The organism is Rubrivivax albus, assembly GCF_004016515.1.
In the GTDB taxonomy this organism is placed as follows: domain Bacteria; phylum Pseudomonadota; class Gammaproteobacteria; order Burkholderiales; family Burkholderiaceae_C; genus Rubrivivax; species Rubrivivax albus.
Genome location: NZ_SACT01000006.1, coordinates 130,801 through 153,485 on the forward strand (window position 1 = coordinate 130,801; position 22,685 = coordinate 153,485).

The window sequence follows — 22,685 nt, forward strand, 5'->3', positions numbered from 1 at the left end:
ACTTCTGGAGCCCAATGATGAGTGGCACCCACACCCTGGTGACGGCCCTGAAGGCCGAACTGCGCCGCGCCGGCATCACCTACGCCCGGCTGGCGCGCGAACTGGGGCTGGCCGAGTCCAGCGTCAAGCGCATCTTCTCGCGCGGCGATCTTTCGCTGGCGCGCATCGACCAGGTGCTGGCGCTGCTGAAGATGGATTTCGGCGACCTGGCGCGTCAGGTGGCCAACCTGCAGCCCGAGCGCCACGAGCTCACGCTGGAACAGGAGCGCGCGGTGGTGGCCGACCCACGGCTGCTGCTGGTGGCGATCTGCGCGCTCAGCCAGTGGCGCTTCGAAGAGATCGTGGCCACCTACACGCTGCACAAGGCCGAGGTGGTGGCGGCCCTGGTGGCGCTGGACCGGCTGGGCATCCTGGAGCTGCGCGCGAACAACCGCTACCGGCTGAAGATCGACAAGACCTTCCGCTGGCGGCCGCACGGGCCGGTGATGCAGTACTTCCGCGAGCATGCCGTCGGCGACTACTTCAGCGGCGGCTTCGACGGCGACGGCGAGATGCTGGTGCTGGTGCACGGCCAGATCCAGCCGGCGCAGGCCCAGGCCTTCAACGAACGGCTGCAGCGCCTGGCGCAGGACTTCGCACACCAGCACCTGGCCGACCGCGCACTGCCAGCGGAACAGCGGCAGGCCTACACCATCGTGATCGGCATGCGCTCGTGGCTGTTCGCGCTCTTCCGCGACCGGCTTCGCCAGCCGGAGGGCTGATCGTCAGCGCACGAAGGTGCGCCGCCACGGATTCAGCGCGCGAAGGCCCGCGTCAGCGCCGAAACACAGAGGTCGACCGCCGTGTTCGCCTCGTCGATCACGCGGCCCATCGGTGCGAAGCCGTGGATCTGCCGCTCGAAGCACACGTACTGCGTCGGCACGCCGGCGGCGGACAGCACGTCGGCGTACTGCCGCCCTTCGTCGCGCAGCGGGTCGAAGCCGGCGGTGAGCACCAGGGCCGGCGGCAGACCGTCGTGACGCGCCGCCAGCAGCGGGCTGGCACGCCAGTCGTCGCGCGGCGCGTCCGCCATGTAGTGGCCGGTGAACCAGCCGATCAGATCGGCGGTCAGCAGCAGGCCCTCGCCGTTGGCGGCGTGGGACGGCGCGATGCAGCGCATGTCGGTGGCCGGGTAGATCAGCAGCTGGAACGCCGGCATCGCCCCGCCGGCGTCGCGCTGCGCCAGGCAGACCACGGCGGCCAGATTGCCGCCGGCACTGTCGCCGCCGACCGCGATGCGCGCCGGGTCCACGCCCAGCGCGGCGGCCTCGCGCTGCGCGAAGCGGAAGGCGGCGACGGCATCATCCACCGCGGCCGGGAAGCGGTGCTCCGGGCTGAGCCGGTAGTCCACCGCCAGCACGGCGCAGCCGGCGCCGGCGGCCAGGCTGCGGCACAGCACGTCATGCGTGTCCAGGTCACCGATCACCCAGCCACCGCCGTGGTAGTACACCAGCAGCGGCGGCGGCGTGGTGGACGGCTGCAGCGGCATGACCAGGCGCATCGGGATGCCGTCGCCCGTGAGGTCGCGCACGCTGGCCACCGGCGGCGGCTCGGGCTGCGAGTAACCCCGGCGGTCGCGGTAAGCGGCGCGGCCCTCGGCCGGCGACTGCGTGTGCATCGGCGGCACGCCGTTGGCGATCATCAGGTCGAGCAGCGCGCGGGCCTGCGGGTCGAGCATCGGGGCGTCTCCGTTGTGTTCGCGTCGCCGCAGTGTAGCGCCGCAACTCCTTGCCAAAGGCAAGCTTCATGCGGCATGCTGCGGTCATGCCGGAATCCACCGTCGCGCCGCCCGAGCGCATTGCCACGCTGCGCGCGTTCAACCGCTTCTGGACACGGCGCCTGGGCGTGCTGCGGCCCCAGCTGCTGGGCAGCCGCTTCACGCTGCCGGAATCGCGCGTGCTGTGGGAGCTGGCGCATGGGGGCGAGCAGAGTGCCAGCGCGCTGGCCCGCACGCTGGCGCTCGACGCCGGCTACCTGAGCCGACTGCTGGCGCGGCTGCGCGAGCAGGCGCTGGTGAAGGCCCGCCGTGCGCCGCACGACGGGCGGCAGACGCTGCTGTCGCTCAGTGCCGCTGGCCGGCGGGCCTTCGCGCCGCTGGACCGCGCGTCGCAACGTCAGATGGCCGAACTGCTGGCGCCGCTGGACGATGAGGCACAGCAGGCCGTGGCGGATGCCGTCGACACGCTGATGCGGCAGCTGGCCTCGATGGACGACACGCCGGTGACGCTGCGGCCGCACCGGCCGGGCGACATCGGCTGGATCGTGATGCGCCATGGCGCGCTGTACGCGCAGGAGTACGGCTGGGACAGCGGCTTCGAGGCCCTGGTGGCGCGCATCGGCGCTGACTTCATCGAGCGCTTCGACCCTGCACGCGAAGCCTGCTGGATCGCCGAGCGCGCCGGGCGGCCGCTGGGCTGTGTGTGTCTGGTGCAGGGCCGCGATGAAACCACTCGGGCCGTGCTGCCCAGCGTGGCGCAGTTGCGGCTGCTGCTGGTGGAGCCGGCCGCGCGTGGCGCCGGCATCGGCACGCGGCTGACGTCCGCGTGCGAGGACTTTGCCCGCCAGGCCGGTTACGCGCGCATCCGTCTGTGGACCAACGCCAACCTGCTGGCCGCACGCGCCATCTACCGTCGCGCCGGCTATGCGCTGGTGGCGAGCGAACCACACCACAGCTTCGGCCACGACCTGGTCGGCGAAACCTGGGAGCTCGATCTGTGAACGCAACGCCGTGCCCCTGCGGCAGTGGTCACGCCTATGCCGCCTGCTGCGGCCGCTGGCACGCCGGACCGAATCACCTTCAGGCGCCCGATGCCGAAGTCCTGATGCGCAGCCGCTACTGCGCCTACGTGCGCGACGACCTGGCCTACCTGCGCGCCACCTGGGCGCCGGAGACCTGCCCGGCCGACCTGGCACCCAACCCGCCGGGGCTGAAATGGCTGGGGCTGGAGGTCCGGCAGCATGCGCAGCAGGATGCCGACCATGCCACGGTGCGCTTCGTCGCCCGCAGCAAGCTCGGCGGCCGCGCCCACCGGCTGCAGGAGACGAGCCGTTTCGAGCGGCGAAACGGGCGCTGGCTGTACGTCGGCGGCGACCTGAACTGACGGCGTCTTCCGGCGGCGGGGCATCGGGGGGGACCGGCGTCATTGGCGTGGCTCCAGGGCCGGCGCGCGGGCCGTGCGGCCTCAGCGTCGCCTGTCCTTCGACCGGGGCCGCCACACCGCCAACACCACGTTGACGACGCAGATGACGACCAGCAGCCAGAGCGTGATGCGCTCGGACCGCAGCAGCGACGCGATCAGGTCCGCGTTGGCGGTCTGCACGGCAGCGGCCATTTCGGCCTGCCTCGTGCTGGCGCCGACGACCAGCAGCGTGGCTTCGAACACGCTCAGCCCGAGCAGCGCCTTGAGCCAGACCCACCCGGCGTTCGCGTAGGCCTGGGTGGCCGCCATCGCGACCAGGCCACTCACGACGACGAGTCCCATCGACGGGATCAAGACGTACTGCGCGATGGCCGCAAAGACCTGCCGCGCCGCGAGGAACTCGGCGGCCGACGCGCGATCGGCCGTCTGGTTGATGAGCAGGCAGGCCAGCAGCGCGCCGCCGAAGCCGATGGCCCCGACCTCGTGCATCACCTTGATGCCGACCCGAAACCAGCGCCGGCGGTTCATGCGTTCGCCCGGCCGCCGCACCGAGGCGCTAGATCCACCGCTTGCGCCGGAAGATCACCAGCAGCGCGGTCGCCAGCGTGGCCATGACGCCCAGCAGGATGAAGTAGCCGTAGCGCGTTTTCAGCTCCGGCATCTGCTCGAAGTTCATGCCGTAGATGCCGGCCAGGAAGCTCAGCGGCACGAAGATCGCGGTGACGATGGTCAGCACCTTCATGATGTTGTTCAGCCGGTGCGAGGCCAGCGAGATCGTGCCGTCGATCAGGTCCGTCGCCACCTCGTAGTACAGCGTGGCCAGGCTGGCGGCGCGCTCCTGGTGCTCGTAGACGTCGTTGATCTCGTGCCGGCGCGCAGCCGTGATCTGCGGCGGGCGCTCGTCGTCGTCCAGCAGGTCCTCGAAGATCTGCACGTGGTAGCGCAGCACGCGGCGGAAGCGGCGCAGGTCGGTGCGGGTGCGCGTCAGCTCGGCCAGCATCTCGTCGCGCGGGTGCTCGACGATCTGTTCCTCCAGGTCCTCCAGCCAGGGCTCCAGCACCAGCAGGCGACGGGTGTAGTGGTCGATGGAGATGCGCGCCAGGCGCAGCGCCGCCGCATCGGGCCCGTGCACCAGCGCGGCCGGGTCGGCCTGCAGTTCCTGCCACAGGCGGTCGACGCTGGTCGACGGCGCCGAATGGCGGGTCACGAGGAAGTCCGTGCCGATGAAGATCGCGATCTGGATGGTCGCGAAGTCGAAGCGCTCCTGCGTCGGCCCGATGCCCTTGAGCAGCAGGAAGGCGTGGTCGGCGAAGCCCTCGAGCTTGGGCGGGTGGCGCGGGTGCTGCGCGTCGGACACGGCCAGCGGGTGCAGGCCGAAACGGCCGGTCAGCAGGTGCCGCTCTGGCTCGGGCTCGACGTCCGCCAGGTCCAGCCACAGCCGGGTGCCCGGCGCGGCACGCCAGGCGTCGATCAGGGACTCGTCGCCGACCTGGACGCGGCCGCTGTCCGGGTGGCACCACAGCGCACGGATCATCCAGGCTCCCGTCAGCCGAAGCGCACGGCGTGCACCATCGGCAGGTTCAGCGACACGGTCTGCCAGTGGTCGCCGCCATCGTCGCTGGCCCACAGGCCGCCGGTGGTGCTGCCCATCATCAGGCGTTGCCCGTCGTCCGACACGTCCAGCGCGTGGCGGTACACCAGGTCGTAGGCGTGGCGCTGCGGCAGGCCCTCGCGCAGCGTCTGCCAGCTGCGGCCGCCGTCGCGCGTGCGGTTGACCACCAGGGCGCCGTCCACCGGCACGCGGCACTGGTCGGCGATGGCGGGCACGAACCAGGCGGTGTCCGGATCCCGCGGGTGCACGGCCACCGGAAAGCCGAAACTCGACACCGGCGCCTGCAGCGAATGCCACGACCCGCCGTTGTCGGAGCTGCGCCAGATACCGCCATGGTGCTGGCACCACAGCACGTCGGGCGCGGCGGCGCAGCGCACGACGCAGTGCGCGTCCTGGATGTTCGGGTCCTCGGCGCGCTCGGGCGGCATGAAATCGGCGCGCATGCCCTGGGCCCGGCTGGCCCAGGTCTCGCCCCCGTCGGTGCTGCGCCAGGCTCCGCCGCAGCTGACGGCCACCAGCAGTTCACCGGCCTTGCTGGGGTGCGGGCAGATCGAATGGATCCCGGGAACGTCGTAGCCGCCGCCCATCCACTCCAGGCGCTCGGGCCGGTCCCACAGGCCGCGCACCAGCTGCCAGCTGGTGCCGTCGTCGTCGCTGCGGAACAGGCCGCCGGGCAGCGTGCCGGCCCAGGCGGCACCGCCGGCCCGCGCCAGCGTCCAGATCAGCACCAGCTTCCAGGCCGGGCCGGTGGCGTCGGCCGGCTGCGCCGGGTAGGTGGGCGTGGCCACCTCGGCCCAGGTGGCGCCAGCGTCTTCGGAGCGGTGCACCTTGCAGCCGAAGTGGCCCAGGTTCAACGCCGCCAGCATGCGCCCACGGCCGTCCGGCGGCAGCACGGCGCTCACCGGCTCGCCCAGGAACTGGTGGCCCTGGACCTGCCAGCCGCCCCCATGATGACGCAGTTCGATCAGGCCCTTGCGGGTGGCCACCCAGGCACGGTCTGCGGACATTCTCAGCCTCCGGAAAGCGCCTGCATCACGTAGATGCGGCTGTCGGGTTGAAGCACATCGGTCTGCGCGACGGCATCGGCGCAGCGCCGCCCGTCGACGAAGATCGCCACGTTGGGCCGCACGTGGCCCTGGTCGTCGAGCACGTAGCCGCGCAGCCGCGGATTGGCCGCGAAGGCCGCCTCCAGCGCCTGGCGCAGCGTGGCGGCCTCGCACGCCACCTCCGGCGTGACGGTGAACCTGCGCAGCTGCGGCGTGAAGCGGACCTCGACCATGTCCGCCGATGATGGCCGCCCGGCATTGGCTTGACAATGCGCGGTTCGCCTGCCGTCGCCCCCATGCCCCAAGGTCTGATCGCCGCCGCCCTCGCCTACATCCTGTGGGGGCTGTTCCCGCTGTACATCAAGCAGGTGGCCCACGTCAGCGCGGCCGAGGTGGTGGCGCACCGGTCGGCCTGGTCACTGGTGTTCGTGTTCGCGCTGCTGGCCTGGTGGCGGCGCACGGCATGGCTGAAGGCGGCGCTGACCGATCGCCACGTGCTCAAGGTCTTCGCCCTCTCCGCCTTTCTGCTGGCGATGAACTGGGGCCTCTACGTCTGGGCGGTCAGCGCCGGGCGCATCCTGGACGCCAGCCTGGGCTACTTCATCAACCCGCTGGTCAACGTGCTGCTGGGCGTGCTGGTGCTGCACGAACGCCCGCGGCCGCGCCAGTGGGCCGCGGTGGCCATCGCCGCCGCCGGGGTGCTGTGGCTGATCGTGGGTGCGGGCGAGTGGCCCTGGGTGGCGCTGGTGCTGGCGGGCACCTTCGGCCTCTACGGGCTGATGCGCAAGACCGCGCCGCTGGGCGCGGCCGAGGGCCTGGCGCTGGAAACGCTGATGCAGGGCCCGCTGGCGCTGGGCCTGATCGCCTGGTGGACCTGGCAGGGCAGCGGCGGTCTGGCGGGGCACGACACGCCCACCCTGGCCTGGCTGCTGCTGGCCGGGCCGTTCACCGCGATCCCGCTGCTGCTGTTCGCCGCCGGGGCCCGCCAGCTGAAACTGGCCACGCTGGGCCTGCTGCAGTACCTGGGGCCGACGCTGCAGTTCCTGATCGGCGTCTTCGTCTATGGCGAGCCCTTCAGCGCCGAACGCGCCACCGGCTTCGTCCTGATCTGGCTGGCACTGGCGCTGTACAGCGCCGAGTCCATCCGCGCCTGGCGGCAGCAGCAGGGCTGATGTACCGTCACGGGTATTGAAGGAGTTCCCTCATGACCGCTTTGCTGGCCCGACTCTGCGGCGCCGCCGTGCTGGCGCTGTCCCTCTCCACCGCCCAGGCCGCCGATGCCTTCACCGACGCGATGCAGCAGGCCTATGCGCCCTACCGCGCCGCCCTGTTCCGCACCAACAGTGGCGACCAGGCCGCGTCGGCCCAGGCCGTGGCCCAGGCGCGCCAGGCCTGGACCGCGGTGCGCGAGCGCTTTGCCGCGGCCGCGCCGGCACCCTACGACCGGGACCCCGGCTTCGCCGCCACGCTGGCCGAGGTGGACGCGGTGTACGTGCGTGCCGTCCGGCAGGTGGCCGGCGGCGGGCTGGCAGAGGCGCACGACACGCTGGAGGCCATCCGCGACCTGCTGGCCGACCTGCGCAGGCGCAACAACATCGTCGTGTTCAGCGACGCGATGAACGCCTACCACGCGCAGATGGAGCTGGTGCTGCAGCGTGCACCGGCCTGGCTGGCCCGGCCCGGCGATCTGCCCGACCTGACCGCCGCCACCGGCGCCCTGGCCTACCTGGCGCGCCGGCTGGCCGACGAGGCTCCGCCCACCTGGCGTGAGGATCCGGCATTCCAGTCCGGCCTGCAGGCCGTGCAGGCGTCTGTGCACGCGCTGCTGACGGCGGTAACGGCCGGCGACGCGGCGGCGGCACGGGTCGCACTGGGTCAGCTGAAGAAGCCGTACAGCCAGCTGTTCCTCAAGTTCGGCTGAGCGGCAGGCCGATCATTGATCATCTCGATGAAGGGTATTGGCTCAATCAATTCCACAAATGCTGCGGCGCACCTAAAGTAACGGTCATTCGAGTTTTCCCTGATCCCTCAACCTCACCAGGAGCTAGCGAATGTCCATCATCAACACCACCGTCCAGCCGTTCAAGACCCAGGCTTTCCACAACGGCAAGTTCGTGGAAGTCAGCGACGAGAGCCTGAAGGGCCAATGGTCGGTGCTGGTCTTCATGCCCGCCGCCTTCACCTTCAACTGCCCGACGGAAGTCGAGGACGCGGCCGACAGCTACGCCGAGTTCCAGAAGCTGGGCGCCGAGGTCTACATCGTCACCACCGACACGCACTTCTCGCACAAGGTGTGGCACGAGACCTCGCCGGCCGTCGGCAAGGCCAAGTTCCCGCTGGTGGGCGACCCGACGCACACGCTGACCCGCATGTTCGGCGTGCACATCGAGGAAGAAGGCCTGGCGCTGCGCGGCACCTTCGTGATCAACCCCGAAGGCGTGGTCAAGACCGCCGAAGTGCACGACAACAGCATCGCCCGCGACATGAAGGAAACCCTGCGCAAGCTCAAGGCCGCGCAGTACGTCGCCAAGAACCCCGGCCAGGTCTGCCCGGCCAAGTGGAACGACGGTGCCAAGACGCTGACCCCGTCGCTGGACCTCGTGGGCAAGATCTAAGCCCTCACCCTGCGAGGAGGGCGCCGCCCTCCTCCCCCCTCTCGACTGAACCGCCAGGTCCAGTCGCCAGCGCACCCCGCCATCGGGCGCTGGCGACCGGGTCGGGCCTTGCTCGTCCCTCAACTTCCAGGAGAACGCCATGCTCGACGACGCCATCAAGGGCCAGCTCGCCGCCTACCTCGAACGCATCACCCAGCCGATCGAACTGGTCGCCACGCTGGACGACCGCGAAGAGGCGCAGCAGATGCGCGAGCTGCTGTCCGAAATCGCCGCGCTGTCGGACAAGGTCACCGCGCGCTTCGACGGCAACGCCGCACGCCGCCCGTCGTTCCGCATCAGCCGCGTCGGCGCGGACATGGGCGTGGAGTTCGCCGCGATTCCGATGGGCCACGAGTTCACCTCGCTGGTGCTGGCGCTGCTGCAGGCCGGCGGCCACCCGCCGAAGGTGGAGCAGGCCGTGATCGAGCAGATCCAGGCCCTGGAAGGCGAGTTCGTCTTCGAGACCTGGATGAGCCTGACCTGCCACAACTGCCCGGACGTGGTGCAGGCGCTGAACCTGATGGCGGTGCTGAACCCGCGCGTGCGCCACGTGGCCATCGATGGCGGCCTGTTCCAGGACGAGGTGGAGCAGCGCCAGATCATGGCCGTGCCCGCCATCTTCCTCAACGGCCAGCCCTTCGGCTCCGGCCGCATGGAGCTGCCGGAGATCCTGGCCAAGGTGGACACCGGCGCCGCCGCCCGCGAGGCCAAGGCACTAGACGCCAAGGACGCCTTCGACGTGCTGGTCGTCGGCGGCGGTCCGGCCGGCGCCGCGGCAGCGGTGTATGCCGCGCGCAAGGGCATCCGCACCGGCCTCCTGGCCGAGCGCCTGGGCGGGCAGACCATGGACACCATGGGCATCGAGAACTACCCCTCGGTGCTGGAGACGCAGGGGCCGAAGTTCGCCGCTGCGCTCGAAGCCCAGGTGCGCTCGGTGGACGTGGACGTGATGCCGCACCAGCGCGTGGCTGCGGTGGAGCCCGGCAACACGATCGCGGTGAAGCTGGAGAACGGCGCCACGCTGCGTGCGAAGAGCCTGATCGTGGCCACCGGCGCGCGCTGGCGCAAGGTGAACGTGCCCGGCGAGGCCGAGTACGCCAACAAGGGCGTGGCCTACTGCCCGCACTGCGACGGCCCGTTGTTCAAGGGCAAGGACGTGGCGGTGATCGGCGGCGGCAACTCCGGCGTCGAGGCGGCCATCGACCTGGCCGGCGTGGTGCATCACGTGACCCTGATCGAATTCGCCGACCAGCTCAAGGCGGACGCCGTGCTGGTCAAGAAGCTGCAGAGCCTGCCCAACGTGACCATCCACGTGAACGCCCAGACCACCGAGATCACCGGCGACGGGCAGAAGGTGAACGGCCTGGTCTACACCGACCGCGCCAGCGGCGAGAGCCACCGCGTGGCGCTGTCGGGCGTGTTCGTGCAGATCGGCCTCGTGCCCAACACCGAGTTCCTGAAGGGCACGGTGGAGCTGAGCCGCTACGGCGAAATCATGATCGACGAGCGCTGCGCCACCAGCGTGCCGGGCATCTTTGCCGCCGGCGATGCGACGACGGTGCCGTACAAGCAGATCGTGATCGCCGCCGGTGAAGGGGCGAAGGCCGCGCTCAGCGCGTTCGACCACCTGATCCGGCACTGACCGGACGCGTACACCGACAGGCCTGCAGGCCCGCCGGCGTGATGTTCCGAACAAGCCCCCGCCGTGCTCAGCGCGTCGGGGGCTTCTTGCCGTAGAGCCGCTGCCACTCCTCTGGCGGCAGTGCCACCTCGCTGACCTCCGGCCCGCGCGGCTCGATGCTGCGCCGGCGCTCGGCGCCCTTGGGATTGGCACCGTCGCGGCGGCGGCGGTCCTCGCCGGACCGACGTTCTGCGGTGGCGATGGCAGGACGAGGAGGCTGCTTGCTCATGCTGCAGTGCATTGTGGCGAAGCGGGCTGACGCCTGTCTTGGCAGGCCGGATCACCCGACATCGCCGCCGGGCATGCGGGCACCGGCTCGCCATCGGCGACGCCGGTGCCGCTGTTCTCAGCGCAGGTCGCCCGCCAGGCTGGCCAGCGTCTCCGGCGCAATGACGACGTGCGCCGGATAGTTGGTGTGGTCGCAGCCCAGCTTCACCACCGCCCCGGCGCGGATGGCCTGCTTCATCGGCGCGGTGAACTCGAAGCGCACGAAGTGCACCGACGAGGTCTTCTCGTCGTTCTCGCGGTCCAGGTCCTCGTCGGCGATGGCGTAGACGCGGCCATGACCCTCGACCTCGACGAACATGCGGTCCTCGACGCCGATCAGCCGCGCCAGCTCGCGCTTGCGCTCGTGCGGGTCGGGGTACTCGATGAGCATCGTGGCCTTCCAGTTGCTGCCGTCGGGCACCAGCGGGGCGTAGGCCTCGATCTCCGACTGGATGCCCTCCTCGTCGAAGATCTTCTCGATGTGCAGCATCTCCTGGATCTGCCGGCGGATGGTCTGCTCGTCCTCGAACTGCAGCGTCATGTGCTCGCCCAGCGCCACGCTGCGCCGCTTGCGGTGCGCGATGGCCTCGGGCTTGCTGCTCTTGCGGATCTTCGAGTAGGCCTCCAGCGTCAGGAGGCTGTCGCGGGTGATGGTCATGTCGATGGGTCCTGGGGTCGAAATCACAGGCCGTAGGCCTGCCGCACGAGGGTCAACGGGTGGGCCAGTGCCTTGGCCGGCGTGCCGGCCTGGGCCATGCCCTGGGCGATGTGGTGGCCGGCCAGCGCGCAGTCGCTGCTGATGACGTCCGGCTCGTCCTTGGCCATGGCGCGGAAGACCGGCTTGCCGATCTTCATCGCCACCGGGTGCGTGGGGGTCTTCACGCCGTAGGTGCCGGCGTGGCCGGAGCAGCGCTCCACGGTGTTGAGCTGCACCTGCACCGTCTGGCCGATGAGCTTGAACATGTCCTCGGTCTTGCGGCCGATGTTCTGCACCCGGCCGTGGCAGGGGATGTGGTAGCTGACCTTGCCCAGCGCGCTCTTGAAGTCGGTCTTGAGCAGGCCGTCCTTGTGGCGCGCCACCAGGTACTCGAAGGGGTCGAACATCGCCGCCTTCACCGCCTGCGTCTCGGCGCAGTCGGGGAACATGAGCGGCAGCTCCTGCTTGAACATCAGCGTGCAGCTGGGCACGGCGCTGAGGATGGCGTAGCCCTCCTTCGCGTACTTCGCCAGCACCGGCATGTTGGCCGCCTTGTGTTCGGCCACCGCGTCCAGGTCGCCCAGCTCGAGCTTGGGCATGCCGCAGCAGCTCTCCTTGTCGACGATGACGTAGGGGATGTCGTTGTGCGCCAGGATCTTCAGCAGATCATGGCCGATGCCGGGCTCGTTGTAGTTGACGTAGCAGGTGGAGAAGATGGCCACCTTGCCCGGCGTGCGCTCGCCGTTGGTGACCACGTTGGACGGCGACTTCTGCGCGCCCCAGCGGAAACGCTGCGTGGCCAGTTCGGGCATCCAGGCGTCCGGGTGCACGCCCAGGTGCTTGTCCATCTGCTTGCGGGCGAACGTGGTCTTGTTGATGGCGTTGACCACCTGCACGACGATGGGGATGCCGGCGAAGCTGCCGTGCGTGTCCGTGCTGGCCAGGAACTTCTCGCCGGCCTTCACTTCGCCGCGTTTGAACTTCTGCGCCTTGGCGCGCAGCATCAGGTGCGGGAAGTCCAGGTTCCACGCATGCGGCGGCGTGTACGGGCACTTGGTCATGTAGCACAGGTCGCACAGGTAGCACTGGTCGACGACCTTCCAGTAGTCCTGCTTCTTGACGCCGTGCACCTCGCCGTCGTCGGTCTCGTCGACCAGGTCGAACAGGTTGGGGAAGCTCTGGCACAGGCTCACGCAACGGCGGCAGCCGTGGCAGATGTCGAAGACGCGCTCCATCTCCGTCATCAGGGAGGCTTCGTGCCAGAAGTCGGCGCTCTTCCAGTCCAGCGGGTGCCGGGTCGGGGCTTCGAGGTTGCCTTCACGCATGCTTGTTCGCCTTGTGGTGTGCTTGCCGGTGAGCGGAAACGAACAAGGGGCACGAAGCCCCTTGCACGTCATCGCGGACGATGGTCAGTCGACCAGCGCGTCCAGTGCTTTCTGGTAGCGGTTGGCGTGCGAACGCTCGGCCTTGGCCAGCGTCTCGAACCAGTCGGCGATCTCGTCGAAACCTTCGTCGCGCGCCGTCTTGGCCATGCCCGGGTACATGTCGGTGTACTCGTGCGTTTCGCCGGCCACGGCGGCCATCAGGTTCTGGCGGCTGTTGCCGATGGGCAGGCCGGTGGCCGGGTCGCCGGAACCGTTCTCCAGGAACTCCAGGTGGCCGTGGGCGTGGCCGGTCTCGCCTTCAGCGGTCGAACGGAACAGCGCCGCGACGTCGTTCTGGCCTTCCACGTCGGCCTTGTTCGCGAAGTAAAGGTAACGGCGGTTGGCCTGGGACTCGCCCGCGAAGGCGTCCTTCAGGTTCTGCTCGGTCTTCGAACCCTTGAGTTGCATGTGATGCTCCTTGAGTCATTCGTTCAACCGGTGCGGTGCTGCACCGATCACCACGGACCTTACCAACCCGGCGGCCCAAGCTCCAATGCAATGCATCAATGCGGGCGATAGATCAGACCAATCTCCTCGATCAGATCAATTGATGAAAAGGATTCTCAATCCGTGCTGGGGTTAACCCTGGAAATCGACCCGCCATTGCCTGGCTCAGCGCAGATCGAGCAGCCGCAGCGCCAGGTCGTGCAGGCGCCCGGCCGGGTCCACCAGGTTGTGCAGGACGCTGAAGTGGTTGGTGCGCGGCAGCGTCTCGCACACCGGCACGCTGGTCGGGCCCCAGACATCGCGGATGAGGCCGTTCTGGCGCAGGAACTCGTCGCTCTCGTCGCCGCCGACGACGGCGTATAGCCGGCCCTTGGGCCGTGGGAAGAAGGCGGGGCTGAGCCGGGCCACCGAGGCGCGGGTGAGCTGCAGGTCGGGCTGCAGGATCGAGGTGTGGCGCAGCGGCTCGAGGTCGAACAGGCCGGAGATGGCCATCGCCCGTGTGCACAGGCTGGCTGGCAGGTCGGGCGCCAGCTGGGGCCAGCGGCAACTGAGCATCATGGCCGCCGCGTGCCCGCCGGCCGAGTGGCCGACCACCGCGATGCGCCGCGGGTCGCCGCCGTGTTCGCCGATGTGCCGCCAGACCCAGGCCAGCGCGCGCGCCATCTGCAGCGTGATGTGCTCCACCGACACGGCCGGTGCCAGGGCGTAGTCCGGCACCACCACCAGTGCGCCAGCGGCGTTGAAGGCGGGCGCCACGAAGCTGTGGTCCGCCTTCGACAGCGACCGCCAGTAGCCGCCGTGGATGAACACCAGCACCGGTGCCGGGCCGTCCACCGGCACGGAAGGTGGAAACAGGTCCAACGTCTCGCCCTCGCCATCCCCGTAGCACAGGTCCAGCGTCGTGCCCTGCGCCTGGCGGGCCAACGCGGAGGCCGCCCGCCAGCGCTCGAAATAGCTGGCGAAGTCGGGCACACGGGCCCGGTTGTCATACTGGGCGTCGAGCCAGGCGCTGTCCGGCGCGGCTGACGGGGATACTGAGGGCATCGGCGCTCCATTTGTCGTGTGGCGCCTTCATGCTACACTCACGGGCTCTGTGGGGGGGTAGCTCAGCTGGGAGAGCGTCGCGTTCGCAATGCGAAGGTCGGGAGTTCGATCCTCCTCCTCTCCACCACAGGTTTTCAAGGGGTCGCGCCGAAGGGTTGCGACCCCTTTTCGTTTCTGGGCCCGGCCGATGCCGCCAGGGCCTCCGGAGATCCATCTGTAGCGGGCATGCTGATGGCAGGCGAATACCTGCCTGCAACCGCCAGAAACACGAAGGGCTTGCGCCAGAAGCACAAAGGGCTTGCGATCACTCGCAAGCCCTTGATTTGATGTGCATTTCTGGTGGGCGGTGCAGGGTTCGAACCTGCGACCCCTGCCGTGTGAAGGCAGTGCTCTACCACTGAGCTAACCGCCCGGAATCTGGCGCCTTTCGGCGAACCGGAGCTCCGGTAAGCCCAAGATTATGCCACGGTTTCCGCGTCCTGCCTTGGCTCGATGCGACGCCACAGCGTCTTGTCGCCGGTGGCCTTGTCCAGATCGGCCAGCACGGCCTCGTGCGCCTGGCACTCGGCATCGCTGGCTCGCAGCACCGGCAGGTCGAACTGGGTCAGGTCGATAGCTGCCACCGCCAGTGTGCCCGGCGCGTCGTCGCCGGCGTCGATGACCAGCGAGTCCTGCCCGCGCGTCATGCGGATGTAGACCTCGGCCAGCAGCCCGGCGTCCAGCAGCGCACCGTGCAGCGTGCGTGAACTGTTGTCGACCTCCAGCCGCTTGCACAGCGCGTCCAGGCTGGCGCGCTGGCCGGGGTAGAGCTCGCGCGCCATCTGCAGGGAGTCCACCACGCCGGCGCAGCGGCTGGCCAGCGGCGGATGGTCCAGGCGGGCCAGTTCCGCGTCCAGGAACCCCAGGTCGAAGCTGGCGTTGTGGATCACGAGTTCGGCGTCGGCCACGTAGTCCAGCAGTTCCTGCACGATGTCGGCGAACTTCGGCTTGTCGGCCAGGAACTCGTCGGTCAGGCCGTGCACACGCAACGCGTCCGGGTGGCTGCTGCGCTCGGGGTTCAGGTACCAGTGGCGGTTGTCACCGGTCAGGCGCCGGTCCACCATCTCGATGAGGCCGATCTCGACCAGGCGGTCGCCGTTGTCGGCGGAAAGGCCCGTGGTTTCCGTGTCGAGGAAGATCTGTCGCATGGGCCTATTGTGTCGCCGGCAGGCTGCCGCGCCGCCCGCTCCACCACCACAGCGCGGCGCCGGCCGCGATCATCGGCAGGCACAGCCACTGGCCCATGCTCATGCCCAGCGCCAGCAGGCCCAGGAAGCTGTCGGGCTCGCGGAACCATTCCGCGATGAAGCGGAACACGCCGTAGCCCATCAGGAAGGCACCGGACACCTGCCCCGTGGCGCGCGGCTTCGCGCCGTACCACCACAGCAGCGCAAACAGCAGCAGGCCCTCGAGCGCAAACTGGTAGAGCTGCGACGGGTGCCGCGCGATGCCGTCGTTCGCCTGCGGGAAGACCATGGCCCAGGGCAGCGACGGGTCGGCGGCGCGGCCCCAGAGCTCGCCGTTGATGAAGTTGCCGATGCGCCCGCTGGCCAGGCCGGTTGGCACGCAGGGCGCCACCAGGTCGGCCACCTGCAGGAAGGGCCGGTCGAGCTTGCGCGCGAACAGGGCCAGCGCCACGATGACGCCCAGCAACCCGCCATGGAAGGACATGCCGCCCTTCCAGACCATCAGGATCTCCAGCGGGTGGCTCAGGTAGTGGCCCGGCTTGTAGAACAGCGCGTAACCCAGGCGCCCGCCGACGATGACACCGACCACACCCCAGAACAGCAGGTCCTCCACGTCGCGCCGCGTCCAGCCGGCCTGCGCGAACCAGGGTTTCTGGGCACGCTTGACGGCCAGGAACAGGAACAGGCCGAAGGCCACCAGGTAGGTCAGGCCGTACCAGTGGATCTGGACCGGGCCGAGCGCGATGGCCACGGGGTCGAACTGCGGATGCACGAGCATCAGGCGAGCTTTCTGGGGCGCGACGCGGGTCGCGGCTTGGACAGGGGTTGCGGGGTGACGGCTGCGGATTGTCGCCGCTGGGGCGTGGCGGCCGGCGCCATGCTCATGGTGTCCGACACCGCCGCCACGTGGTCGACGAATCTGCGCACCGCCGGCTGCGCCGGCTCGCGCCACACGAGGCTGGTCTCGCACGACAGCACCGCACCCGCGGGTGCCCGGTACACCACCCCTGGCCGTTGCAGTTGCGTCAGCGACGCCGGCACCCAGGCGATGCCCATACCGGCCGAGACCAGGTTGACGATGGTCTGCATCTGGATCGCCTCCTGGCCGATCACGGGCGTGGCGCCACGCGCCCGGTAGTGCCCGAGGATGGCGTCGTACAGCGACGGCGCGATGCGCCGCGGAAAGATCACCAGCGGCTCGGCCGACAGCGCCGCCCACGACGGCCGCGCCTGGCGCGCCAGCGCATGCGTCTCGGGCAGTGCCAGCATCAGCGGCTCGCGCAGCACGCGGCGCGCGGCCAGGCCCGGCGGGGCGGCGCCTTCGGCGTGCAGCACGAAGCCGGCGTCGATCTGGTCGGCGGCGAAGGCATCGAGCTGCACGTCCAGCGTCGCCTCCCTCAGTGCCAGTTGCACGCCGGGCCGGGCCTCGCGGAAGCTGCGAAGCCAGCCGGGCAGCGGGCCGTAGGCGATGCTGGAGACGAAGGCCAGCCGCAGCCGGCCCGCCTGCCCTGCCGCAGCGGCCTGCGCCTGGGCAGGCAGCGCGTCAGCGGCGGCGATGAGCCGGCGCAACTCGGGCAGGAGCGCCGCCCCGGCGGGGCTGAGCGACACGCGACGCTGGCTGCGCTCGAGCAGTGGAGCGCCCATCCGCAGCTCGAGCTGCTGGATGGCCTGCGTCAACGCCGGCTGACTGATGTGCAGGCGCTCGGCGGCGCGGCCGAAGTGAAGTTCCTCGGCCACGGCGATGAACTGGCGCAGGGGGCGGAGTTCGATCATCCGTGCAGCTTATCAATGGGCTTATGTCAATCGATTGGACCACAGGCCCGGCCGCGGACCATACTGCCGGCCCGACGCCCGCAACGCGAACGCTAGACAGGAGACCCGCCATGGCCGGATTCAACCGCCGCTCGAAGAACATCACCGAAGGCGTCGCCCGCGCGCCCAACCGGTCCATGTACTACGGCATGGGCTACACCGAGAACGACTTCGGCAAGCCGATGATCGGCGTGGCCAACGGCCACAGCACCATCACGCCCTGCAACTCCGGCCTGCAGAAGCTGGCCGATGCGGCCGTGGATGGCCTCAAGGCCGCCGGTGCCAACCCGCAGGTCTTCGGCGTGCCGACCATCAGCGACGGCATGTCCATGGGCACCGAGGGCATGAAGTACAGCCTGGTGAGCCGCGAGGTCATCGCCGACTGCGTGGAGACCTGCGTCGGCGGCCAGTGGATGGACGGCGTGCTCGTCATCGGCGGCTGCGACAAGAACATGCCCGGCGGCATGATGGGCATGCTGCGCGCCAACGTGCCGGCCATCTACGTCTACGGCGGCACCATCCTGCCGGGCCACTACAAGGGCCAGGACCTCAACATCGTCAGCGTCTTCGAGGCCGTGGGCCAGTTCAGCGCCGGCAAGATGAGCGAGGAGGACTTCTGCCAGATCGAGCGCCGCGCCATCCCCGGCAGCGGCAGCTGCGGCGGCATGTACACCGCCAACACCATGAGTTCGGCCTTCGAGGCCCTGGGCATGAGCCTGCCCTTCAGCTCGACGATGGCCAACGTGGAGGACCCCATCGTCGGCTACACGCAGGAAGCGGCACGCGTGCTGGTGGAGGCGGTGAAGGCCGACCTGAAGCCGCGCGACATCGTCACCAAGCAGGCCATCGAGAACGCGGTGGCCGTGATCATGGCCACCGGCGGCAGCACGAACGCGGTGCTGCACTTCCTGGCCATCGCCCACGCGGCCGAGGTGGACTGGACCATCGACGACTTCGAGCGCGTGCGCCGAAAGGTGCCGGTGATCTGCGACCTCAAGCCCAGCGGCAGGTACCTGGCCATCGACCTGCACCGCGCCGGCGGCATCCCGGCGGTGATGAAGGTGCTGCTGGACGCCGGTTTGATGCACGGCGACTGCATGACGATCACCGGCAAGACCGTGGCGGAGAACCTCAAGGACGTGCCCGCGCTGCGTGCCGACCAGGACGTGATCCGCCCGGTCACCAACCCGATGTACGCCCAGGGCCACCTGGCGATCCTGAAGGGCAACCTGGCCACCGAGGGCTGCGTGGCCAAGATCACCGGGCTGAAGAACCCGGTCATCACCGGCCCGGCACGCGTGTTCGACGACGAGCAGAGCGCGCTCGCCGCCATCATGGCCGGCAAGATCAGCGCCGGCGACGTGATGGTGCTGCGCTATCTGGGCCCCAAGGGCGGCCCGGGCATGCCGGAGATGCTGGCGCCCACCGGCGCGCTGATCGGCCAGGGCCTGGGCGAGAGCGTGGGCCTGATCACCGACGGCCGCTTCAGCGGCGGCACCTGGGGCATGGTCGTGGGCCACGTGGCGCCCGAGGCCTACGAAGGCGGCCTGATCGCGCTGGTGCAGGAAGGTGATTCGATCACCATCGACGCGCACCAGCTGATGCTGCAGCTGAACGTGGCCGACGAGGAGATCGCCCGCCGGCGGTCCGCCTGGCAGCGCCCGACCCCGCGCTACACGCGTGGCGTGCTGGGCAAGTTCGCGCGCAATGCCGCCAGCGCCAGCGTGGGCGCGGTGCTCGACCGCTACGAACCGACGGACTTCTGACTGCCACCGGGGGCGGGCAATGCCGGCCCGCCGGCGTGGCACGCTTCAGAGCTCAGGGTCGCGGCGGGTGGCCACGGGTTCGTCCTCGAAACGGGACGGTGGCGCCGGTGCGGGTGACGGCGCCGCTGCTGGGCGTGGCGTTGCCGGCCGCGTAGACGCAGCCGAGGCCGCCGGCGCCCGACGCGTACGTTTGTCGCGCTGGATGCCGAGGCCGAGCGCTTCCATGTCACGTTGACGGCGCTCGGCCTTGCGCTTGTCCATCTTGGCGATGGCACGGCGCTGGGTGAGGCCCGTGCTGTCGGCGTAGGCCCACCACGCCACGGCCAGACCGAATGGCGCAAGCACCACCCACCACGACCACTGGGCCACCGGGCCGATCTCGGCAAACTTCAGGGCCAGCAGGGCGAGCCCGAGCAGCAGGAATGCCATGCGTGTCCTCCTGCTGCACACTCTACGCGATGCGGGCCGGCGCGGGGCGGGCTCGATCGACGGAAACGAAGGGGAAGCACACCGATGATCGTGACCACCACACCGCAGATCGAGGGCCGCCGCATCAGCCGCTACTGCGGCGTCGTCGCCGGCGAGGCCATCCTCGGCGCCAACCTGTTCAAGGACCTGTTCGCCGGCATCCGCGACCTGGTCGGCGGGCGTTCGGCCACCTATGAGAAGGAACTGCAACGGGCGCGCGACATCGCGCTGACCGAACTGCAGGAGCGCGCCCAGGCCCTGGGCGCCAACGCCGTGGTCGGCGTGGACCTGGACTACGAGGTGCTGGGCCAGGGCAACGGCATGCTGATGGTGTCGGCCAGCGGCACGGCGGTGGTGCTGGAGTAGGCCCGGCGCACCGCCACGCCGGCGTTCAAGCCGGCGGCAGGTGGCGCGCCCGGTGCTCGCGGGGCGAACAGCCGAAGCGCAAGCGGAAGGCACGGCTCAGGTGGGCCGCGTCGTTGAACCCGAGGGCGAAGCCCAGCGCGCTGACGCTGCGCTGGCGCAACGCCGGGTCGCACAGGTCGCGGGCCAGCCGGTCGAGCCGTTGCCCCCAGATCCACTCGCTGACGCTGCAGGGCTCGCCGGCGAAGACCCGGTGCACGCTGCTGGGGGACAGGCGCAGCGCCGAAGCGATGCGCTGGACATCGAGCCCGGGCTCGCCCAGGTGGTCGCGCACGAAGGCCTTGATCTGCGCCCGGTGTAAGGCCGTGAGCGACGACACCGGTGCCGGCTGCGCCTGCGGCAGCGTGCGCAAGCCCGCCACCAGGATCTGCGTGACGCTGTGCGCCACGGCGGCGGCCGAGGCCGGCTCGAGGGTGTCGATGTCCTGCGCCAGCGTCCGGATCATCTCGATCATCAGGTGCCCGGCGCCGCGCCGGCCCGACACCGCCTGCGCCGTCAGGCGCTCGGTGCCGCGCAGTTCGGCACGCAACGCAGGCCCCGGCAGCCGCAGCACGATCTGCTGGAAGTCGGCACCGAAGACCAGGTCGTAGGGACGCGTGCTGTCGTAGAGCGCGAAGTCCCCCGGGGCCAGCCCGGCCCGGCGCCCGTCCTGGTGCACCTCGCCCCGGCCCTGGGTCTGGATGCTGACGAGGAAGAAGTCCTCGCTGGCGCGAGCGATCTGGCCCCGGGTCCGTCGCACGTGCTGCGCACTGGCGGTCACCTGGGAGAGCTGCAGCGTCGACAGGTGACCCAGGCGGATCTCGCCGTCGATGCCGTGGTGGCCACCGAGCGGCTCGCATTCCAGCTGCACGTAGGCGTCGCACACGGCGTCGATCCAGTAGGCCGTACGGTCGGCCTCGGGCACGCTGGCGGTGGTGAGCAGTTGCTGCGCCATGCGTCGCAGCATACGGGTCCCGGCTAATGCACACCAGTGCCAGCCTGGCCGGCTGGGCCCGTGGATCAAGCCCGGCGCGACCCTCAGTCAAGCCACGCCGGCCACCGCGCGCCAGCATCGGGCCTCGTTCAACGGAGAACCCCATGCCCCCCACCCATCCCCGATTCCGCGCGGCTGCCGTGCAGGCCGCCCCCGCCTTCCTGGACCTGGACGCCGGCATCGACAAGGCCATCGGCCTGATCGCCGAAGCGGCCGGCCAGGGCGCGCAGCTGATCGCCTTCCCGGAAACCTGGCTGCCTGGCTACCCGTGGCACATCTGGCTGGATTCGCCGGCCTGGGGCATGCAGTTCGTGCAGCGCTACCACGACAACAGCCTGGTCTATGGCAGCCCGGCGGCACAGCGCCTGGCCGACGCCGCGCGGCAGCACCGCATCATGGTGGTCATGGGCCACAGCGAGAAGGCCGGCGGCAGCCTCTACATGGGCCAGTGGATCATCGGCGCCGACGGCCAGACCATTGCGCAGCGCCGCAAGCTCAAGCCCACGCACGTGGAGCGCACGGTCTTCGGCGAAGGCGATGGCAGCGACCTGGCGGTGTGCGACACGCCGCTGGGCCGCGTCGGTGCGCTGTGCTGCTGGGAGCACCTGCAGCCCTTGTCCAAGTACGCGATGTACGCGCAGGACGAGCAGGTCCACATCGCCGCCTGGCCCAGCTTCTCGCTCTACCGGGGCGGCGCCTACGCGCTCGGGCCTGAGGTGAACAACGCCGCGAGCCGCGTCTACGCCGTCGAGGGCGGCTGCTTCGTGATCGCACCCTGCGCCACGGTCAGTGCCGAGATGGTGGAGCAGCTGTGCGGCGACGACGCCACCAAGCGCCAGTTGCTTCTGGCCGGCGGTGGCTTCAGCGCCATCTACGCACCCGACGGCCAGCTGATGCACGAGCCGCTACCCGAGAACACCGAGGGCATCGTCTACGCCGACATCGACCTGGGCATGATCGCGCTGGCCAAGGCCGCCGCCGACCCGGCCGGCCACTATGCCCGGCCGGACGTGACGCGGCTGTGGCTGAACAAGGCGCGCGGCGACCGCGTGGTGTCGCCTGCGGCCGCCGCCGCGCTGGACGACGCCGGCGAGGTTCAACCATGAGTGCGATCTACTCCGACCACCACCGCGCGCTGCAGGACGAGTTCGACAGCCGGCGCATGGCCGACCTGATGGAAGGCGGCATCGTGCACGGCGCCCTCGAGCCGCACGAGAAGGCCTTCATCGAAGGTCTGGACATGTTCTTCCTGGCCACGGTGGACCACCTGGGCCGGCCGACCGTGTCCTACAAGGGTGGGCTGCCGGGCTTCTGCCGCGCGCTGGACGACCGCACGCTTCTGTTTCCGTCCTACGACGGCAACGGCATGTTCTTCTCGATGGGCAACCTCGCGGCCACGGCCGAGGTCGGCTTCCTGTTCATCGACTTCGACACACCCAACCGCCTGCGCGTGCAGGGCAAGGCCCGGATCGAGCGCGACCCCGGGTTGATGGCCGGCTACCCCGAGGCCCAGTTCCTGGTCCGCACCGACATCGAACGCATCTGGCTCAACTGTCCGCGATACGTGCACCGACGGGTGAAGGTGGAGGGCTCGAAGTACGTGCCGCAGGCGCACTGCGAAACACCGGTGCCGGCCTGGAAGCGGATCGACCTCGTGCAGGACGCCCTGCCAGCCAAGGACCAGGGCAAGGCAACGGCCCTGGGCGGGCTGATCACGATGGACGACTACGCGGCCAAGGTGGCACAGGGCGACGCCTGACACCACGCCACGCCGGGTGTGTGGCACCCGGGTGGTTCGGCCTCGGCCTATCACGCTCTGCGCATCGCCCCCTGCAGCCGGCGCGACAGACCATCACGTCTGCGGGTGCGGCATGACCCTGGAACGCCATCGGCCACCGTTTCCGTCGGTTCGTCTGGGCAAGCGGGTCGAGGATGGCCGCATTCCGGTGTTCACCCACATCGCTTT

The 22,685-nt window shown here is 69.9% G+C and carries 26 protein-coding genes and 2 tRNA genes; 12 read left to right on the forward strand and 16 right to left on the reverse strand.

From position 1 onward, the window contains the following. Positions 1-17: 17 nt before the first annotated feature. Entirely contained in the window at positions 18-761 is a 744-nt protein-coding gene (locus ENE75_RS17280) for a helix-turn-helix domain-containing protein (RefSeq protein ID WP_128199579.1), read from the forward strand. 32 nt (positions 762-793) lie between these two features. Here ENE75_RS17280 and ENE75_RS17285 read toward each other — a convergent pair whose 3' ends face one another. Next, positions 794-1,717 (reverse strand): alpha/beta hydrolase, encoded by a 924-nt coding sequence (locus tag ENE75_RS17285; protein ID WP_128199580.1) that lies wholly within the window; start codon positions 1,715-1,717, stop codon positions 794-796. An 86-nt stretch (positions 1,718-1,803) separates the two neighbouring features. Between ENE75_RS17285 and ENE75_RS17290 the strand changes: the two genes are divergently transcribed. Together ENE75_RS17290 and ENE75_RS17295 are read left to right on the forward strand one after the other, a co-directional pair. Beyond that, entirely contained in the window at positions 1,804-2,757 is a 954-nt protein-coding gene (locus tag ENE75_RS17290) for a bifunctional helix-turn-helix transcriptional regulator/GNAT family N-acetyltransferase (protein WP_199232339.1), read from the forward strand. After that, a complete protein-coding gene (locus tag ENE75_RS17295) occupies positions 2,754-3,140 on the forward strand; it encodes a YchJ family protein (protein ID WP_233259148.1) in 387 nt (128 codons plus the stop codon). Before ENE75_RS17290 ends, ENE75_RS17295 begins: the two co-directional genes overlap by 4 nt. 81 nt (positions 3,141-3,221) lie before the next feature. Here the strand turns inward: ENE75_RS17295 and ENE75_RS17300 are convergent, their stop codons facing one another. The 4 genes from ENE75_RS17300 to ENE75_RS17315 are packed head-to-tail and all read right to left on the reverse strand — an operon-like array spanning position 3,222 to position 6,070. Beyond that, positions 3,222-3,707, reverse strand: coding sequence for a DUF2269 family protein (locus tag ENE75_RS17300; protein ID WP_128199582.1), 486 nt, complete (start codon positions 3,705-3,707; stop codon positions 3,222-3,224). Positions 3,708-3,735: 28 nt separating this feature from the next. After that, a complete protein-coding gene (gene corA, locus ENE75_RS17305) occupies positions 3,736-4,713 on the reverse strand; it encodes a magnesium/cobalt transporter CorA (protein ID WP_128199583.1) in 978 nt (325 codons plus the stop codon). Between the two features lie 11 nt (positions 4,714-4,724). Beyond that, positions 4,725-5,798 carry a WD40/YVTN/BNR-like repeat-containing protein gene (locus ENE75_RS17310; protein WP_128199584.1) on the reverse strand — a complete coding sequence of 358 codons (1,074 nt, stop codon included), beginning with the start codon at positions 5,796-5,798 and terminating at the stop codon, positions 4,725-4,727. Positions 5,799-5,800: 2 nt separating this feature from the next. Next, complete coding sequence (locus tag ENE75_RS17315) at positions 5,801-6,070, reverse strand: MoaD/ThiS family protein (RefSeq protein ID WP_128199585.1); 270 nt, start codon at positions 6,068-6,070, stop codon at positions 5,801-5,803. A 63-nt stretch (positions 6,071-6,133) separates the two neighbouring features. Here ENE75_RS17315 and rarD point away from each other — a divergent pair, with 63 nt between their 5' ends. From rarD to ahpF, 4 genes are all read left to right on the forward strand, one after another. Beyond that, entirely contained in the window at positions 6,134-7,009 is an 876-nt protein-coding gene (rarD, locus tag ENE75_RS17320; protein ID WP_128199586.1) for an EamA family transporter RarD, read from the forward strand. Between the two features lie 32 nt (positions 7,010-7,041). After that, complete coding sequence (locus ENE75_RS17325; RefSeq protein WP_128199587.1) at positions 7,042-7,758, forward strand: hypothetical protein; 717 nt, start codon at positions 7,042-7,044, stop codon at positions 7,756-7,758. A gap of 130 nt (positions 7,759-7,888) precedes the next feature. Then, the gene (gene ahpC, locus ENE75_RS17330; RefSeq protein WP_128199588.1) at positions 7,889-8,452 is read left to right on the forward strand and encodes an alkyl hydroperoxide reductase subunit C; all 564 of its coding nucleotides are present in this window, start codon (positions 7,889-7,891) and stop codon (positions 8,450-8,452) included. A 139-nt stretch (positions 8,453-8,591) separates the two neighbouring features. Then, positions 8,592-10,133: an alkyl hydroperoxide reductase subunit F gene (gene ahpF / locus ENE75_RS17335; RefSeq protein WP_128199589.1), complete on the forward strand. Its 1,542-nt coding sequence runs from the start codon at positions 8,592-8,594 to the stop codon at positions 10,131-10,133. 67 nt (positions 10,134-10,200) lie between these two features. On the opposite strand, the gene ENE75_RS17340 is transcribed toward ahpF, so the two are convergent. The 5 genes from ENE75_RS17340 to ENE75_RS17360 all read right to left on the reverse strand — a co-directional run bounded on the left by ENE75_RS17340 (position 10,201) and on the right by ENE75_RS17360 (position 14,051). Beyond that, positions 10,201-10,401: a hypothetical protein gene (locus ENE75_RS17340; protein ID WP_128199590.1), complete on the reverse strand. Its 201-nt coding sequence runs from the start codon at positions 10,399-10,401 to the stop codon at positions 10,201-10,203. Positions 10,402-10,518: 117 nt separating this feature from the next. Further along, a complete protein-coding gene (locus ENE75_RS17345) occupies positions 10,519-11,097 on the reverse strand; it encodes a DUF3501 family protein (protein ID WP_199232340.1) in 579 nt (192 codons plus the stop codon). Positions 11,098-11,120: 23 nt separating this feature from the next. Beyond that, positions 11,121-12,461 carry a (Fe-S)-binding protein gene (locus ENE75_RS17350; protein ID WP_128199591.1) on the reverse strand — a complete coding sequence of 447 codons (1,341 nt, stop codon included), beginning with the start codon at positions 12,459-12,461 and terminating at the stop codon, positions 11,121-11,123. Positions 12,462-12,545: 84 nt separating this feature from the next. Then, positions 12,546-12,968 (reverse strand): rubrerythrin family protein, encoded by a 423-nt coding sequence (locus ENE75_RS17355; RefSeq protein WP_128199592.1) that lies wholly within the window; start codon positions 12,966-12,968, stop codon positions 12,546-12,548. A gap of 204 nt (positions 12,969-13,172) precedes the next feature. Next, positions 13,173-14,051, reverse strand: coding sequence for an alpha/beta hydrolase (locus tag ENE75_RS17360; RefSeq protein ID WP_128199593.1), 879 nt, complete (start codon positions 14,049-14,051; stop codon positions 13,173-13,175). 51 nt (positions 14,052-14,102) lie between these two features. Here ENE75_RS17360 and ENE75_RS17365 point away from each other — a divergent pair. Next, positions 14,103-14,178: transfer RNA gene (locus tag ENE75_RS17365), tRNA-Ala, on the forward strand. Positions 14,179-14,388: 210 nt separating this feature from the next. Here ENE75_RS17365 and ENE75_RS17370 read toward each other — a convergent pair. The 4 genes from ENE75_RS17370 to ENE75_RS17385 form a co-directional block, all read right to left on the reverse strand. Continuing rightward, positions 14,389-14,463, reverse strand: a tRNA-Val gene (locus ENE75_RS17370). Positions 14,464-14,509: 46 nt separating this feature from the next. Beyond that, complete coding sequence (dnaQ, locus tag ENE75_RS17375; protein WP_128199594.1) at positions 14,510-15,238, reverse strand: DNA polymerase III subunit epsilon; 729 nt, start codon at positions 15,236-15,238, stop codon at positions 14,510-14,512. Positions 15,239-15,242: 4 nt separating this feature from the next. Continuing rightward, positions 15,243-16,055, reverse strand: coding sequence for a prolipoprotein diacylglyceryl transferase (gene lgt / locus ENE75_RS17380; protein ID WP_128199595.1), 813 nt, complete (start codon positions 16,053-16,055; stop codon positions 15,243-15,245). Next, positions 16,055-17,050: a LysR family transcriptional regulator gene (locus ENE75_RS17385; protein ID WP_128199596.1), complete on the reverse strand. Its 996-nt coding sequence runs from the start codon at positions 17,048-17,050 to the stop codon at positions 16,055-16,057. Before ENE75_RS17385 ends, lgt begins: the two co-directional genes overlap by 1 nt. Positions 17,051-17,160: 110 nt before the next feature. Between ENE75_RS17385 and ilvD the strand changes: the two genes are divergently transcribed. Beyond that, the gene (gene ilvD / locus ENE75_RS17390) at positions 17,161-18,855 is read left to right on the forward strand and encodes a dihydroxy-acid dehydratase (RefSeq protein WP_128199597.1); all 1,695 of its coding nucleotides are present in this window, start codon (positions 17,161-17,163) and stop codon (positions 18,853-18,855) included. A 45-nt stretch (positions 18,856-18,900) separates the two neighbouring features. On the opposite strand, the gene ENE75_RS25810 is transcribed toward ilvD, so the two are convergent. Then, on the reverse strand, positions 18,901-19,284 hold the full coding sequence (locus tag ENE75_RS25810) for a TIGR04438 family Trp-rich protein (protein WP_128199598.1): 384 nt from the start codon (positions 19,282-19,284) through the stop codon (positions 18,901-18,903). 84 nt (positions 19,285-19,368) lie between these two features. Between ENE75_RS25810 and ENE75_RS17400 the strand changes: the two genes are divergently transcribed. Continuing rightward, entirely contained in the window at positions 19,369-19,689 is a 321-nt protein-coding gene (locus tag ENE75_RS17400; RefSeq protein WP_128199599.1) for a heavy metal-binding domain-containing protein, read from the forward strand. A 25-nt stretch (positions 19,690-19,714) separates the two neighbouring features. Here the strand turns inward: ENE75_RS17400 and ENE75_RS17405 are convergent, their stop codons facing one another. Continuing rightward, the gene (locus tag ENE75_RS17405; RefSeq protein ID WP_128199600.1) at positions 19,715-20,680 is read right to left on the reverse strand and encodes an AraC-like ligand-binding domain-containing protein; all 966 of its coding nucleotides are present in this window, start codon (positions 20,678-20,680) and stop codon (positions 19,715-19,717) included. 143 nt (positions 20,681-20,823) lie between these two features. Here ENE75_RS17405 and ENE75_RS17410 point away from each other — a divergent pair, with 143 nt between their 5' ends. Then, a complete protein-coding gene (locus ENE75_RS17410; protein ID WP_128199601.1) occupies positions 20,824-21,825 on the forward strand; it encodes a carbon-nitrogen hydrolase family protein in 1,002 nt (333 codons plus the stop codon). Then, entirely contained in the window at positions 21,822-22,478 is a 657-nt protein-coding gene (locus ENE75_RS17415) for a pyridoxamine 5'-phosphate oxidase family protein (protein WP_128199602.1), read from the forward strand. The genes ENE75_RS17410 and ENE75_RS17415 overlap by 4 nt, the downstream gene beginning before the upstream one ends. Positions 22,479-22,685 lie beyond the last annotated feature (207 nt).

Excerpts from the sequence above, each read along its gene's own strand:
- ENE75_RS17280 (WP_128199579.1), top strand. The coding sequence starts at position 18 with ATGAGTGGCACCCACACCCTGGTGACGGCCCTGAAGGCCGAACTGCGC.
- ENE75_RS17285 (WP_128199580.1), bottom strand. The coding sequence starts at position 1,717 with ATGCTCGACCCGCAGGCCCGCGCGCTGCTCGACCTGATGATCGCCAAC.
- ENE75_RS17290 (WP_199232339.1), top strand. The coding sequence starts at position 1,804 with ATGCCGGAATCCACCGTCGCGCCGCCCGAGCGCATTGCCACGCTGCGC.
- ENE75_RS17300 (WP_128199582.1), bottom strand. The coding sequence starts at position 3,707 with ATGAACCGCCGGCGCTGGTTTCGGGTCGGCATCAAGGTGATGCACGAG.
- corA (WP_128199583.1), bottom strand. The coding sequence starts at position 4,713 with ATGATCCGTGCGCTGTGGTGCCACCCGGACAGCGGCCGCGTCCAGGTC.
- ENE75_RS17310 (WP_128199584.1), bottom strand. The coding sequence starts at position 5,798 with ATGTCCGCAGACCGTGCCTGGGTGGCCACCCGCAAGGGCCTGATCGAA.
- ENE75_RS17315 (WP_128199585.1), bottom strand. The coding sequence starts at position 6,070 with ATGGTCGAGGTCCGCTTCACGCCGCAGCTGCGCAGGTTCACCGTCACG.
- rarD (WP_128199586.1), top strand. The coding sequence starts at position 6,134 with ATGCCCCAAGGTCTGATCGCCGCCGCCCTCGCCTACATCCTGTGGGGG.
- ENE75_RS17325 (WP_128199587.1), top strand. The coding sequence starts at position 7,042 with ATGACCGCTTTGCTGGCCCGACTCTGCGGCGCCGCCGTGCTGGCGCTG.
- ahpC (WP_128199588.1), top strand. The coding sequence starts at position 7,889 with ATGTCCATCATCAACACCACCGTCCAGCCGTTCAAGACCCAGGCTTTC.
- ahpF (WP_128199589.1), top strand. The coding sequence starts at position 8,592 with ATGCTCGACGACGCCATCAAGGGCCAGCTCGCCGCCTACCTCGAACGC.
- ENE75_RS17340 (WP_128199590.1), bottom strand. The coding sequence starts at position 10,401 with ATGAGCAAGCAGCCTCCTCGTCCTGCCATCGCCACCGCAGAACGTCGG.
- ENE75_RS17345 (WP_199232340.1), bottom strand. The coding sequence starts at position 11,097 with ATGACCATCACCCGCGACAGCCTCCTGACGCTGGAGGCCTACTCGAAG.
- ENE75_RS17350 (WP_128199591.1), bottom strand. The coding sequence starts at position 12,461 with ATGCGTGAAGGCAACCTCGAAGCCCCGACCCGGCACCCGCTGGACTGG.
- ENE75_RS17355 (WP_128199592.1), bottom strand. The coding sequence starts at position 12,968 with ATGCAACTCAAGGGTTCGAAGACCGAGCAGAACCTGAAGGACGCCTTC.
- ENE75_RS17360 (WP_128199593.1), bottom strand. The coding sequence starts at position 14,051 with ATGCCCTCAGTATCCCCGTCAGCCGCGCCGGACAGCGCCTGGCTCGAC.
- dnaQ (WP_128199594.1), bottom strand. The coding sequence starts at position 15,238 with ATGCGACAGATCTTCCTCGACACGGAAACCACGGGCCTTTCCGCCGAC.
- lgt (WP_128199595.1), bottom strand. The coding sequence starts at position 16,055 with ATGCTCGTGCATCCGCAGTTCGACCCCGTGGCCATCGCGCTCGGCCCG.
- ENE75_RS17385 (WP_128199596.1), bottom strand. The coding sequence starts at position 17,050 with ATGATCGAACTCCGCCCCCTGCGCCAGTTCATCGCCGTGGCCGAGGAA.
- ilvD (WP_128199597.1), top strand. The coding sequence starts at position 17,161 with ATGGCCGGATTCAACCGCCGCTCGAAGAACATCACCGAAGGCGTCGCC.
- ENE75_RS25810 (WP_128199598.1), bottom strand. The coding sequence starts at position 19,284 with ATGGCATTCCTGCTGCTCGGGCTCGCCCTGCTGGCCCTGAAGTTTGCC.
- ENE75_RS17400 (WP_128199599.1), top strand. The coding sequence starts at position 19,369 with ATGATCGTGACCACCACACCGCAGATCGAGGGCCGCCGCATCAGCCGC.
- ENE75_RS17405 (WP_128199600.1), bottom strand. The coding sequence starts at position 20,680 with ATGGCGCAGCAACTGCTCACCACCGCCAGCGTGCCCGAGGCCGACCGT.
- ENE75_RS17410 (WP_128199601.1), top strand. The coding sequence starts at position 20,824 with ATGCCCCCCACCCATCCCCGATTCCGCGCGGCTGCCGTGCAGGCCGCC.
- ENE75_RS17415 (WP_128199602.1), top strand. The coding sequence starts at position 21,822 with ATGAGTGCGATCTACTCCGACCACCACCGCGCGCTGCAGGACGAGTTC.